2 protein-coding genes are annotated in these 15,080 nt (G+C 73.8%); both read left to right on the top strand.

Features of this window, described 5'->3' with window-relative positions:
• On the top strand, positions 1-2,635 hold a 2,635-nt coding region (locus AB0E62_RS39035), incomplete at its 5' end, for a type I polyketide synthase (protein ID WP_362205579.1).
• Between the two features lie 2 nt (positions 2,636-2,637).
• The coding region (locus tag AB0E62_RS39030) for an SDR family NAD(P)-dependent oxidoreductase (RefSeq protein ID WP_362205576.1) at positions 2,638-15,080 on the top strand (12,443 nt) is incomplete at its 3' end.

Genomic DNA, 15,080 nt, shown 5'->3' with positions numbered 1-15,080 from the left:
GATGCGGCGTGGTGGGGATTCTCCGGAGCGGTTGCTGGCGGGGCTGGGCCGGTTGTGGGCGGACGGTGCGGCCCGCTGGACGCCACCCGTCACCACGGGGACCCGGACGGGCGTGCGGGTGCCTTCGTATCCCTTCCAGCACCAGCACTACTGGCTCCAGCCCACCACCCCCGCACCGACCGGGGACGGCCGGATCGACCACCCGCTGCTGCGGGACGCCATGGAACTCCCCGACGACAACGGCGTGGTGCTGACGGGACGACTCGCCACCGCCGCGCAGCCGTGGCTCACCGAACACGTCATCTCGGGCTCGCCCCTGCTGCCCGGTGCGGCGTTCGTGGACCTGGCGCTCCGGGCCGGCGAACACATCGGCTGCCCGGCCGTCGAGGACCTGACGCTGGAGACACCGCTGGTCGTCGCGGACGGTGTGCGGGTGTCCGTGACCGTCGGCCCCGACCGGGCGGGCCGGCGCGGCGTCTCGATCCACTCGCGCGCGGACGGCGAGTGGGTACGGCACGCCACCGGGACCCTGGGCGCCGTACCCGTCGCACCACCACAGGAGCCCTGGGCGCGGCAGTGGCCGCCGCACGCCGAAGCCGTCGACCTGGACGCCTTCTACGACAACCTGGCCGACGCCGGATTCGCCTACGGCACCGCCTTCCGAGGTCTGCGAGCGGCCTGGCGCGACGGCGACACCCTCTACGCGGAGGTGGCCGTACCACCCGGTGGTGACACCCGGTTCGCCCTGCACCCGGCCTTGCTCGACGCCGCGATCCAGACCGTGACCGTCGCCGACGACCGGGCGAAGATGCCGTTCTCCTTCGCCGGGATCTCCCGGTGGCGCGGCACCGGGCACGCCAGGGTCCGGCTGACCGTGACCGGCCAGGACACCTGCGCGATCGCCCTCGCCGACCAGTCGGGCGCGCCGGTCGCCGAGATCGCCTCGCTGACCCTGCGCCGGCCGGCCGGGCCCGCCACGCAGGACGTGCCGTACCAGGTGGCGTGGCCGGTCCTGGAAGCGGCGGCCACCGAACCGGACATCCCGGTCCACCACGCCACCTCGCCCGTCGAGACCCTGCGGGTGATCCAGGACTTCCTCACCACGGACACCCCGCGCATGGTGGTCGCCACGCGCAACGCCGTGCCGGTTCGGCCGGGCGAGGACGTCGACCCGCAGGCCGCCGCCGTCTGGGGCCTGGTCCGGTCGGCCGCCACGGAGCACCCCGGCCGGTTCGTGCTGGTCGACGGCGGCGACGGCGACGAGGTCCGGCTGGCCGGCGACGAACCCCAGCTCGCGATCCGCGCCGGCACCGTGCACGTCCCCCGCCTCGAACGGGCGCGGACCGAACCGCTGCCCTCACCGCTCAGTCCCGGGGGCACGGTGCTCGTCACCGGCGGCACCGGCACCCTGGGCGGCACGATCGCCCGCCATCTCGCCGTACGGCACGGCGTGCGGCACCTGCTGCTGGTCAGCCGGAGCGGCCCGGACGCCCCCGGCGCGGCCGCGCTGACCGCCGACCTGGCCGCGCTGGGCGCGACCGCGACCATCGCGGCGTGCGACGTGTCCGACCGCGAGGCGGTGGCGCGGCTGCTCGCCGCGCACCCGGTCACCTCGGTGATCCACGCCGCGGGCACGCTGGCCGACACCGTCGTGGCATCCCTCACCCCGCGGCAGTTCGCGCGCGTGTGGGAGCCGAAGGCCCTCGCGGCGCGGCACCTCCACGAACTGACCGCGGACCTGGAGGCGTTCGTGCTGTTCTCGTCGGCGGCCGGTGTGCTGGGCGGCGCGGGCCAGGCGAACTACGCGGCGGCGAACGCCTACCTCGACGGCCTCGCCGCGCACCGGCACGCCCAGGGACAGCCGGCCGTGTCACTCGCCTGGGGCTACTGGGCGGAGGCCAGTGACATGACCGCAGGCCTGACCGCCACCGACCGGCACCGCCTGGCCAGGGCCGGGGTACGGCCGCTGCCGACGACGGACGCGCTGGCCCTGTTCGACACCGCGCTGACCGCGGGCACCCCCACCCTCGCCCCCGTCAGGTTCGACCTGCCGGCGCTGCGCCGCGCCGGTGACCCGCCCGCCCTGCTGCGGGAGCTGGTACGACCCCGGCACAGGCAGGCCGCCCACCGCGCGTGGACGCAGGCCGACGTGCTGCGACTCGTCGTGGGCCAGGTCGCCCTCGTCCTGGGGCACTCGTCACCGCAGGCGGTCGACCCCGACCAGGCCTTCACCGACATCGGGTTCGACTCGCTCACCGCCGTGGAACTGCGCAACCAGCTCGACGCGGACACCGGCCTGCGCCTGCCCGCCACGCTCGTCTTCGACCACCCGACACCGACCCGCCTCGCCGCCTTCGTGCACACACGGCTGCACGGCGACGGCACCGCACCCGATCCCCTGCTCGCCGAACTCGACCAGCTGAAGTCCACCCTGGACGCGGCAGCCGCCGACGCCGACTACGACACCGTCGCGGCCCGCCTCGAAGCGCTTCTCGCGGCCTGGACCGCCAGACGTACCGGCTCCGCGGCCGGTGTCGACGAGGCCAGCGACGACGAGCTGTTCAGCCTGCTGGACGATGCGCACCGCAGGACCGAGGTCATCCGCTCGGGCGAGTCCCGCAACGCTGAGGAGTAGCGATGTCCGACGAAGAGAAGCTCCGCACCTACCTCAAGCGCGCCACGGCCGACCTGGGAGTGCTCAGCAAGCGCCTCGCCGACATGGAGGAGGCCGCGCGCGAGCCGATCGCGATCATCGGCATGGGCTGCCGCTACCCGGGCGGAGTGGAGTCCCCGGACGGCCTGTGGCGGCTCGTGTCGGACGGCGCCGACGCGATCACCGAATTCCCGCCGGACCGGGGCTGGGACGTCGTCTACGACCCCGACCCGGACCGGCCGGGCACGACCTACAGCCGGTCGGGCGGCTTCCTCGCCGACGGCGCCGGCTTCGACGCCGCGTTCTTCGGCATCTCGCCGCGCGAGGCCCTGGCGATGGACCCGCAGCAGCGGGTGCTGCTGGAAACCGCCTGGGAGACCTTCGAGCACGCCGGCATCGACCCGACCACACTCGGCGGCAGCCGCACAGCCGTGTTCACCGGCCTGTGGTCCTCCGGCTACGGCAACCAGCCGCCGCCGGACCTCGAAGGCTTCCTCGCCACCGGAACGGCCACCAGCGCCACGTCCGGCCGGGTGTCGTATCTGCTGGGGCTGGAGGGTCCGGCGGTGTCGGTGGACACGGCGTGCTCGTCGTCGCTGGTGGCGATCCATCTGGCGGCGCAGGCGCTGCGGGCGGGGGAGTGCTCGCTGGCGTTGGCCGGTGGTGTGACGGTGATGGCGACGCCGGCGGGGTTCGTGGAGTTCTCGCGGCAGCGGGGGCTTTCGGCCGACGGTCGTATCAAGGCGTTCGCCGAAGCGGCTGATGGCACGGCCTGGGGTGAGGGCGCCGGTTTGCTGCTGCTGGAACGCCTGTCCGACGCGCGCCGCAACGGACACCGGGTACTGGCGGTCGTCCGCGGCTCGGCGGTGAACCAGGACGGCGCGTCGAACGGGTTCGCGGCACCGAACGGTCCGTCCCAGGAACGCGTCATACGGCAGGCGTTGGCGCATGCCGGACTGTCGACGGCAGACGTGGACGCGGTGGAGGCGCACGGCACCGGGACCACCCTGGGCGACCCCATCGAGGCTCAGGCACTCCTGGCGACCTACGGTCAGGGGCGGGACGAGCCGTTGTGGCTGGGGTCGGTGAAGTCGAACATCGGCCACACGCAAGCCGCCGCCGGCGTGGCCGGTGTGATCAAGATGGTCATGGCGATGCTCCACGGCGAGCTGCCGAGGACCCTCCACGTGGACACGCCGACCTCGCACGTCGACTGGTCGGCGGGCCATGTCTCCCTGCTCACCGAGACCCGGCCGTGGCCGGAGACGGGGCGTCCGCGCCGTGCCGGCGTGTCGGCGTTCGGCATCAGTGGCACCAACGCGCATGTGGTGATCGAGGCGGCTGCTGAGCAGCCGGTCGAAGTTCCGGTCGGGCCCGCGAACAGGGTGGTGCCGTGGGTCTTGTCGGCGAAGTCGGACGCGGCGTTGCGGGAGCAGGCGCGCCGGCTGGGGACGTTCCTGGCCGGGCGTCCGGGGGCTGGCGCGGTCGCGGTGGGCCGGGCGCTGGCGGGGCGGTCGCGTTTCGAGCACCGGGCGGTGCTGAGCGGTGTGGAGGCGTTGGGGGCACTGGCGGAGGGCCGGCCGGCGCCGGGTCTGGTCACGGGGACCGCCCGTCCGCTGGGCCGGTCGGTGTTCGTGTTCCCGGGGCAGGGTGCGCAGTGGGTGGGGATGGGCGGGGAGTTGTACGGCTCGGAGCCGGTGTTCCGGGAGGCGGTCGACGCGTGTGACGCGGCGTTGGCCCCGTACACCGACTGGTCGTTGGTGGAGGTGCTGACGGGTGGTGGTTCGCTGGAGCGGGTCGATGTGGTGCAGCCTGCCCTGTTCGCGGTGATGGTGGGGCTGGCGGAGCTGTGGCGCGCTCATGGGGTGGAGCCTGATGCCGTGGTGGGGCATTCGCAGGGGGAGATCGCGGCGGCTTATGTGGCGGGCGCGTTGTCCTTGGAGGACGCGGCCAGGGTGGTCGCCCTGCGCAGCAAGGCCCTCGTCGCCCTGGCCGGACACGGCGGGATGGTCTCGGTCGCGCTGTCCGCGGACGACGCCGTCGGCTACCTGAGCCCCTGGGGCGACCGGATCACCGTCGCGGTGGTCAACTCCGCCTCGACCGTCGTCGTCTCCGGCGAACCCGGGGCCCTGGACGAACTGCTGGCAGCCTGCGCCAGGGACGGCGTCCGGGCCCGCGCCGTCCCCGTCGACTACGCGGCGCACTCGGCCCAGGTCGAGACCGTCCGCGAGCGGCTTCTGACCGACCTCGCGGACATCCGGCCCCGCTCGGCGACGGTCCCGTTCTACTCCACGGTCACCGGCGAGCCGGCCGACACCCTGGCCCTCGACGCCGGCTACTGGTACCGCAACCTGCGCGAGCCCGTACGGTTCGACCTGGCCACCGCCCGGCTCACCGCCGACGGCCACGAGGTGTTCGTGGAAGTCAGCCCGCACCCGGTGCTGGTGCAGGACCTGGACGGCGTGGCGACCGGCACCCTGCGCCGCGACCACGGCACCATCGGGGAGTTCCACACCGCCCTGGCCCGCCTCCACGTCCAGGGCACCGCCGTGACCTGGCCGCACGACCGCCCGCACGGCGTCAGACTCCCGCGCTACGCCTTCCAGCGCGGCACCTACTGGCTCACCCCGGCGGCCGGTGACCACGGCACCGGGCACCCGCTGGCGGGCACCACCGTCGAACTGCCCGACGGAAGCACCGTGCACAGTGGCCGCGTCTCCACCCGCACCCATCCCTGGCTGGCCGACCACACCGTTGACGGAACGATTCTGCTGCCGGGTACCGCCTTCCTCGAACTCGCCACCCTGACCGGCGGGACCCTTGACGACCTCGTCCTGCACCAGCCCCTCGCGCTCTCGGACACACCGACGGACATCCAGGTCTCGGTCGGTGCCCCGGACGACGCCGGCCGCAGCCCGGTCACCGTGCACTCCAAGGGCAGTGACGGCTGGGTCCGCCACGCGTCCGGAACGCTCGGCGGCCAGGTGACGGCCGGACACCTCGGCCGTCCCGCGCGGAACGCCGAACCCGTGGACCCCGAGGGGTTCTACGCCTTCCTCGCCGGACTCGGATACCAGTACGGACCCGCGTTCCGGGGCGTGCGGGAACTGTGGCAGGGCGAGGACGAACTGTACGCCGAGGTGTCCGTCCCCGACGGCGCCCGCTTCGGCATCCACCCCGCGCTCCTGGACGCCGCACTCCAGCCGCTGATCCTGCTCAGCCCCGACACCCGGGTCCGGCTGCCGTTCTCCTTCTCCGGCGTCGCCGTGCACACCACCGGGGTGTCGTCCGCCCGGGTCCACCTGACCCGCACGGGCACCGACACCTACCGCGCCACACTGACCGACCTCTCCGGCAACCCCGTCGCGGACATCACCGCCCTGACCGTCCGTCCGGCCGCCGAGACCCGGGCCGCGGTGCTGCACACCCAATGGGTGCCCCTCAGCGCGAGCACGCCCACCGAGGTGGTGCCGAGCCCGGTACTCACCGCGGAGGCCGACGCGGACTCCGTGCACGCCCTCCTCCAGCGGGCCCGCGTGCTCGTCCAGGACTTCCTGGCCGAGCAGCCGGAGCAGGCGGCCGCGCGCCTGGCCGTCCTGACCCGCGGCGTGGCCGGCGCGGCCGTACGCGGCCTGGTCCGCAGCGCAGCCGTCGAGCACCCCGGCCGGTTCGTCCTGGTCGACATGGGCGACGCGTCCGAGGAGGAAGCGGTCCGGGCCGCCATGACGGCCGGCGACGAACCGGAACTGGCCCTGCGCCCGGAAGGCGTCCTCGTGCCGCGGCAGGCCCGGTACACGCCGGAACTGACCGCCCCCGACGGGGCGTACCGGCTGAGCGAGTCCGGCACCGGGCAACTGGACGACCTGGCCCTGCTGCCCTGGCCCGAGGCCGCGCTGGAACCCGGACAGGTACGGGTCGCCGTACGCGCGGCCGGTCTGAACTTCCGCGACGTGCTCATCACCCTCGGCATGTACCCGGACCGGCCCCCGCTGGGCGGCGAAGGGGCCGGAACCGTCATCGAGGCCGGCCCCGGTGTCACGGCCTGGCGGCCCGGCGACCGCGTCATGGGGATGATGCCCGGCGCCTTCGGGCCGAGCGCGGTCGCCGACCACCGGCTCCTGACGGCGATCCCCGACGGCTGGAGCTACACCGAGGCGGCGTCGGTGCCCATCGCGTTCACCACCGCCTGGTACGCGCTGTTCGACCTCGGCGAACTGCGCCCCGGCGACCGGGTCCTGGTCCACTCCGGAGCCGGCGGAGTGGGCATGGCCGCCGTCCGGCTGGCCCTGGACAGCGGCGCGGAGGTCTTCGCCACCGCGAGCCCCGCCAAGTGGGACGCCCTGCGGCGCCTCGGACTGGCGGACGACCACATCGGTTCGTCCCGCGACACCCGGTTCGCCGACCGGTTCCCGGCCATGGACGTCGTCCTCAACTCGCTCGCGGGGGAACTCACCGACGCCTCCCTGCGGCTGCTCGCCGACGGCGGACGGTTCGTCGAGCTGGGCAAGACGGACGTCCGCTCACCCGAGGGCCTGATCTACCGGGCCTTCGACCTCAACGACGTCGATCCCGCGCGGCAGGGCGAGATCCTCTCCCAGGTCGTGGCGATGGTCGCCGACGGGACGCCGGCGCCGCTGCCGGTCACCGTCGCGGACCTCCGCCAGGCCGTCGCCTCCTTCCGGCTGATGAGCCAGGCCCGCCACATCGGCAAGATCGTCCTCACCGTCCCCCGGCCGATCGACCCCGACGGCACCGTGCTGATCACCGGCGGCACCGGCACCCTCGGCCAGGCCGTCGCCCGGCACCTGGTGTCCCGCTACGGGGTACGGCACCTGCTGCTCGTCAGTCGCGGCGGCGGCGCGGTGCCGCACCCGGAGCCGCACGGGGACGTCGACGTGCGGGTCATGGCCTGTGACGTCGCGGACCGGGTCGCGCTGGCGGCCGTACTGGACTCGATCCCGGCCGAACATCCGCTCACCGCGGTCGTCCACGCGGCCGGTGTGCTCGACGACACCGTCGTGGAACGGCTGACCGCGGAGCAGCTCGACCGGGTGCTGCGTCCCAAGGCCGACGGCGCCTGGCACCTGCACGAGCTGACCCGCGAGCACGACCTCGCCGCCTTCGTGCTGTTCTCCGCGGCCGCGGGTGTCCTCGGCAACGCCGGCCAGGCCGGCTACGCGGCCGCGAACTCCTACCTCGACGCGCTCGCCGCACACCGGCAGACCCTCGGACTGCCCGCCGTGTCGATGGCCTGGGGCTACTGGGAGCAGGAGAGCGGCATGACCGCCCACCTCACCGCGGCCGACCGCCAACGCCTCGCCCGCAAGGGTATCCGTCCCATCGGCACCGAACGCGCCCTGGCCATGTTCGACACCGCGCTGGCCGCCGGACGTCCCGCGCTGACCACGGCCGACCTCTCGATGCCGCAGACCCTGCCGACGCCGAAGACCTCCACGTCGGACCTGCTGTCCCTGGTCGCCGCCCACACCGCGACCGTCCTCGGCCACTCCGACACCGCCGCGATCTCCCCCCAGCTCGCCTTCCGCGACCTCGGCTTCGATTCCCTGACCTCCGTCGAACTGCGCAACCGCCTCGCCGGCGCCACCGGCCTGCGGCTGCCCGCGACCCTCGTCTTCGACCACCCCACCCCCGCCGACCTCGCCGACCACCTCGCGGCCGAACTCTCCGGAGCGGCCGGCGAAGCGGTGCCGGCGCTGTCGTCGGTGTCGGGGGGTGATGGGGCTGATCCGGTGGTGATCGTGGGGATGGGGTGCCGGTTGCCGGGTGGGGTGGGGTCGCCGGAGCAGCTGTGGGACTTGGTGTCGGACGGGGTGGATGCGATAGGGGAGTTCCCGTCGGATCGTGGCTGGGATGTCGAGGGGTTGTTCCATCCGGACGCGGATCATCCGGGGACGTCGTACACGCGGCGGGGTGGTTTTCTGGCGGATGCCGCGGGGTTCGACGCGGCCTTCTTCGGGATCTCGCCGCGTGAGGCGTTGGCGATGGATCCGCAGCAGCGCATCCTGCTGGAGACCGCGTGGGAGACGTTGGAGGACGCCGGGATTGATCCGACGTCGTTGCGGGGCAGTCAGACGGGTGTGTTCACCGGCATCTGGTCCTCCGGCTACGTCGGCAGCCCCGACCAGGCACCCCCCGACACCGAGGGCTACCTCGCCACCGGCATCTCGCCGAGCATCACCTCCGGCCGGGTCTCCTACCTGCTGGGCCTCCAGGGCCAGGCCGTGTCCGTCGACTCCGCCTGCTCCTCGTCACTGATGGCGATCCACCTGGCCGCCCAGGCACTGCGCTCGGGGGAGTGCACACTCGCCCTGGCCGGCGGGGTGACCGTGAGCGTCACCCCCCTGCAGTTCACGGAGTTCTCCCGCCAGCGTGCCCTGGCCCCCGACGGCCGGTGCAAGCCCTTCTCGTCGACGGCTGACGGTACGGCGTGGGGTGAGGGCGCCGGGTTGGTGCTGCTGGAGCGGTTGTCGGACGCGCGGCGCAACGGTCACCGGGTGCTGGCGGTGGTGCGGGGCTCGGCGGTGAACCAGGACGGGGCGTCCAACGGGCTGACCGCACCCAACGGCCTCTCCCAGGAACGCGTCATCCGCCAGGCGCTGGCGAACGCCGGGCTGGAGCCGTCCGAGGTGGACGCGGTGGAGGCGCACGGCACGGGCACGACGCTCGGCGATCCCATCGAGGCGCGGGCGCTGCTCGCGACGTACGGCCGGGACCGGGACGAGCCGTTGTGGCTGGGGTCGGTGAAGTCGAACATCGGGCACACGCAGGCGGCGGCGGGTGTGGCGGGTGTGATCAAGATGGTCATGGCGATGCGGCACGCCGAACTGCCGCCGACACTGCACGTCCAGGAGCCCACGCCGCACGTCGAGTGGGACACCGGCGACATCCGGCTGCTGACCGAGGCCCGGCCGTGGCCGGAGACGGGGCGCCCCCGCCGCGCGGGCATCTCGGCCTTCGGAGCCAGCGGCACCAACGCCCACGTCGTCATCGAACACTTCCCGGAGGAACCCCCCGGACAACCCGTCGCGGCCGACTCCGCGGAGCCCACCGTGTGGCTGCTGTCCAGCACGACGGACGACGCCCTCCGCGCCCAGGCCCGACGGCTCGCGGACCACCTCACCGCCCACCCCGGACTCCGGCCGGCCGCGATCGGCCGGGCCCTCGCCACCACCCGCACCCTGCTCACCCACCGGGCGGCCCTGGCGGGCAGCACCCGGACCGGCCTCATGGCGGAACTGGCCGCCCTCGCCGACGGAGACCCCGGCGTCATCACGGGCGTGGCCGGTTCCGTGGGCCGGTCGGTGTTCGTGTTCCCGGGGCAGGGTGCGCAGTGGGTGGGGATGGGCGGGGAGTTGTACGGCTCGGAGCCGGTGTTCCGGGAGGCGGTCGACGCGTGTGACGCGGCGTTGGCCCCGTACACCGACTGGTCGTTGGTGGAGGTGTTGACGGGTGGTGGTTCGCTGGAGCGGGTGGATGTGGTGCAGCCCGCTCTGTTCGCGGTGATGATCGCGCTGGCGGGGTTGTGGCGTGCTCATGGGGTGGAGCCTGATGCCGTGGTGGGGCATTCGCAGGGGGAGATCGCGGCGGCGTATGTGGCGGGCGCGTTGTCCTTGGAGGACGCGGCCAGGGTGGTCGCCCTGCGCAGCAGGGCCCTGGTTGCCCTGGCGGGTCAGGGTGGGATGGTGTCGGTCGGTCTCGGGCATGAGCGGGCCGTCGAGTTCGTGGCCCGCTGGGGCGGTCGGCTGACGGTGGCGGTGGTCAATGCGCCGGGTTCGGTCGTCGTGTCGGGTGATGTGGACGCGCTGGGCGAACTGCTGGCGGCGTGTGAGGCGGAGGGTGTCCGCGCCCGGCGTCTGCCGGTGGACTACGCCGCCCACTCGGTCCAGGTCGAGGCGGTCCGCGAGCGGTTGCTGACCGACCTCGCCGGCATCACACCGCGTCCGGCGGCGGTCCCGTTCTACTCCACGGTCACCGCGGAACCCGTCGACACCTCCACCCTCGACGCCGACTACTGGTACCGCAACCTCCGCGAACCCGTACGCTTCGACCTCGCCGTCGACGCCCTGGTACAGGACCGGCACGACGTGTTCGTGGAGGTCAGCCCGCACCCCGTACTGGTGCCGGTGATGGACGGCGTCGTGACCGGCACGCTGCGCCGCGGCGGCGGCAGGCAGGAATTCCACCTCGCCCTGGCGCGCCTGCACACGCAGGGCGTGGCCGTCGACTGGACACCGGTCTTCCCCGGCGAGCCCCACCACGTCCCGCTGCCGACGTACGCCTTCCAGCACCGGCCGTACTGGTTGAACCCGGCCGCCGCGAAGGGCGACGTGTCGGCGGCGGGACTGGACTCGGCCGGGCACCCGCTGCTCGGGGCCGTCGTCGAACTGGCCGGGGACCAGAGCGTCCTGCTCACGGGGCGGCTCTCGACGGCCACCCGGCCATGGCTGGCCGACCACGTCGTCCTGGGCTCCGTGCTGCTGCCCGGCACGGTGTTCGTCGAACTCGCCCTGCACGCCGGACGGCAGTCCGGCTGCGACATCCTGGACGAACTGGTGCTGGAAGCCCCCATGGTCCTGCCGGACGACGGTTCCGTGCCGGTCCAGGTCGTCGTCGGCGCACCGGACGGGACGGGCCGGCGCCCCGTCACCGTGCACTCCCGGACGGGCGGCGCCTGGCTGCGGCACGCCACCGGCATGCTCGCGACCGGTGACCGTCCCCACCCGTACGACACCGGCGAGCCCTGGCAGCCGGCCGGTGAGCCCGTCGACCTGACCGATTTCTACGACGACCTCGCCGCCCAGGGCTACGAGTACGGGCCGGTGTTCGCGGGCGTACGCGAGATCCGGCGGCAGGGCGACGAGCTCTATGCCGAGGTGGCGCTGCCCGCCGGCACCCGCGACCGCTTCGGTCTCCACCCCGCGCTGCTCGACGCCGCACTCCAGCCGCTGACCCTGCTGGCGGCCGGCCGCCTGCCGTTCTCCTTCGCCGGGGTGTCGATGCGGGAAGCCGGCTCCACGGCCCGCGTCCGCCTCACCCCCACCGGCCCCGACACCTTCCGGGTCGCGCTCGCCGACGAGTCCGGCCCGCTGGCGGTGATCGACGCGCTGACCGTGCGCCACCGGCCGCCGGGCCTGCCGGCCGCCGGGACCCAGCAGCTCTACCGCCTCGACTGGGTGCCCGTCGAGAGCACCGGCGAACCCCCGGCCGTCCACCACGTCACGCCCCCGGCGGGAGACCCCGTGGCGGCCGCGCACACCGTCGCCGCCGAGACGCTGGGCGTGCTCCAGGACTTCCTGCGCGACGGGGACGGCCGGCTGGCCGTCGTGACCCGCGGGGCGGTCGGGCCGGACCCCGTCGACCTGCCGTCCAGCGTCGCCTGGGGCCTGGTCCGCGCGGCCCAGGCGGAACACCCCGACCGGTTCGTGCTCGTGGACACCGACGACCGCGTCCTCGTCGCGGGGGACGAGCCGCAGCTCGTCGTCCGCGACGGCGCCGCCCACGCCGCCCGCCTGGTACGGGCCGAAACGGCCCCGGCACCCGGCCCGCTCGACCCGGACGGCACCGTACTGATCACCGGAGGCACCGGGACACTGGGCCGCCTCGTCGCCCGGCACCTGCGCGACCGGCACGGCATCCGGCACCTGCTCCTGCTCGGCAGGACCGCGGCGGAGGTGGACTTCGACGCCGAGGTGGTGGCCTGCGACGTGGCCGACCGGGACGCGCTGGCGGCCGTACTGGACTCGATCCCGGCCGAGCGTCCGCTGACCGCCGTCGTCCACGCGGCCGGCGTGCTCGACGACGGCGTCGTCGAATCCCTCACGCCCGGCCGGATCGACCAGGTGCTGCGGCCCAAGGCCGACGCCGCCTGGCACCTGCACGAGCTGACGGAAGACCTCGGTCTGAGCGCGTTCGTGCTCTTCTCGTCCGCCGCCGGTGTGCTGGGCGGGCCGGGCCAGGCGAACTACGCCGCCGCGAACGCCTTCCTGGACGCCCTCGCCGTGCACCGGCGTGCCCTGGGCCTGCCGGGCGTGTCGCTGGCCTGGGGACAATGGGCCGAGGCCAGCGGGCTGACCGAACACCTCACCGACACCGACCGCAAGCGCCTCGCCCGCGCCGGCGTGCTGCCGATGCCCACGGACCAGGCCCTGGCCCTGTTCGACCTGGCCCTGGGCGCCGCCGATCCCGCGCTGGTCCCCGCACACCTCGACCTGTCGGCGGCGGCCACCCGCCCCCTGCTCAGCCGCCTCACCCGAACCAGGCCCGCCCGGCGCGCGGACCGGTCGGACCTGGGCAGGGAACTGGCGGCCCTGCCCGAGGCCGAGCAGCACGGCCGCGTCCTGGAACTGGTCACCGGTCAGACGGCCGCGGTCCTCGGCCACACCGACACCGCGGCCGTCAGCGCCGAGCGGGCCTTCAAGGAGCTGGGCTTCGACTCACTGACCGCGGTGGAACTCCGTAACCGGCTGTCCGCGGCGGTCGGGACCCGGCTGCCGGCGACGCTGGTCTTCGACCATCCGACTCCGGTCCGGCTGGCCGGGTATCTGCGTGAGGTGGTTCTCGGCAAGGGACGCCGGGCGGTGGCGTCTGTGCCGGTTCCGGTGGTGGTGTCGGGTGATCCGGTGGTGGTGGTGGGGTTGGGGGCCCGGTATCCGGGTGGGGTGGGGTCGGCGGAGGAGTTGTGGGGTGTGGTGTCGGGTGGGGTGGACGCGGTGGGGGAGTTCCCGTCGGATCGTGGGTGGGATGTGGGTCGTGTCTACGATCCGGCCGGTGGTCCGGGGACGTCGTACACGCGGTCGGGTGGTTTTCTGGAGGGTGCGGCCGGCTTCGACGCGGCGTTCTTCGGGATCTCGCCGCGTGAGGCGTTGGCGATGGATCCCCAGCAGCGGGTGTTGCTGGAGACGGTGTGGGAGACGTTCGAGGACGCGGGGATCGATCCGACGTCGTTGCGGGGCAGCCAGACGGGCGTGTTCACCGGCATCTGGTCCTCGGGCTATGGCGCCGGAACCCAGCCGCCCGACCTGGAGGGCTACCTCTCGACGGGCACGGCGACGAGTGTGACCTCCGGGCGGGTGTCGTACCTGCTGGGGCTGGAGGGTCCGGCGGTCTCGGTGGACACGGCGTGCTCGTCGTCGCTGGTGGCGATCCACCTGGCGGCGCAGGCCTTGCGCTCGGGGGAGTGCTCGCTGGCGTTGGCGGGCGGTGTGACGGTGATGGCGACGCCGGCGGGGTTCGTGGAGTTCTCGCGGCAGCGGGGGCTTGCGGCCGATGGGCGGGTGAAGGCGTTCGCCGAGGCTGCTGATGGTACGGCGTGGGGTGAGGGCGCGGGGTTGGTGCTGCTGGAGCGGTTGTCGGACGCGCGGCGCAATGGTCACCGGGTGCTGGCGGTGGTGCGTGGTTCGGCGGTGAACCAGGACGGGGCGTCCAACGGGCTGACCGCGCCGAATGGTCCGTCGCAGGAGCGGGTGATCCGCCAGGCGCTGGCGAACGCGGGACTGTCGACGGCGGACGTGGACGTGGTGGAGGCGCACGGTACGGGGACGACGCTCGGTGACCCTATTGAGGCGCAGGCGTTGCTGGCGACGTACGGCCGGGACCGGGTGGAGCCGTTGTGGCTGGGGTCGGTGAAGTCGAACATCGGGCACACGCAGGCGGCGGCGGGTGTGGCGGGTGTGATCAAGATGGTGATGGCGATGCGGCACGGGCAGTTGCCGCCGACGCTGCATGTCGACGCGCCGACCTCGCACGTGGACTGGGAGTCCGGAAACATCCGGCTGCTCACCGAGGCCCGGTCCTGGCCCGAGCACGGCCACCCGCGTCGCGCGGGCATCTCGGCGTTCGGCATCAGCGGTACGAACGCGCACGTGATCCTGGAGGCACCGGCCCCAGACCCGGCCGAGGGGACGTCTCCCACGCCCGCCCCTGCGGCTGCGGTGCCGGTGCCGTGGCTGCTGTCGGCGAAGTCGGACGCGGCCCTGCGCGACCAGGCCCGTCGGCTGCGCGGGTTCCTCGCCGAGCACCCCGAGGTCACACCGGCCGAGGTGGCCGCGGACCTGGCCGCGCGGGCCCGGTTCCCGCACCGCGCCGTGCTGACGGACCCGGCCGGCCTGGACGCGCTGGTCGACGGAGAGTCCGGAATCGTCACGGGCACTGCCTCCCCGGGTCGGTCGGCGTTCGTGTTCTCCGGTCAGGGTGGTCAGTGGGTGGGGATGGGGCGGGGTCTGTACGGGGTGTTTCCGGTGTTCGCGCGGGTGTTGGACGAGGTGTGTGGCTTGTTGGGGTTGCCGGTGGAGGTGTTGTTCGAGGACGGGGAGGGGGTGCTGGACCAGACGCTGTTCACGCAGGGCGGGGTGTTCGCGTTGGAGGTGGCGTTGTTCCGGTTGGTGGAGTGGCTGGGTGTGCGGCCGGA

It is taken from the genome of Streptomyces sp. NPDC038707, from assembly GCF_040636485.1.
Classification (GTDB): Bacteria; Actinomycetota; Actinomycetes; order Streptomycetales; family Streptomycetaceae; genus Streptomyces.
This window is presented reverse-complemented; position numbering and strand designations above follow the sequence as displayed.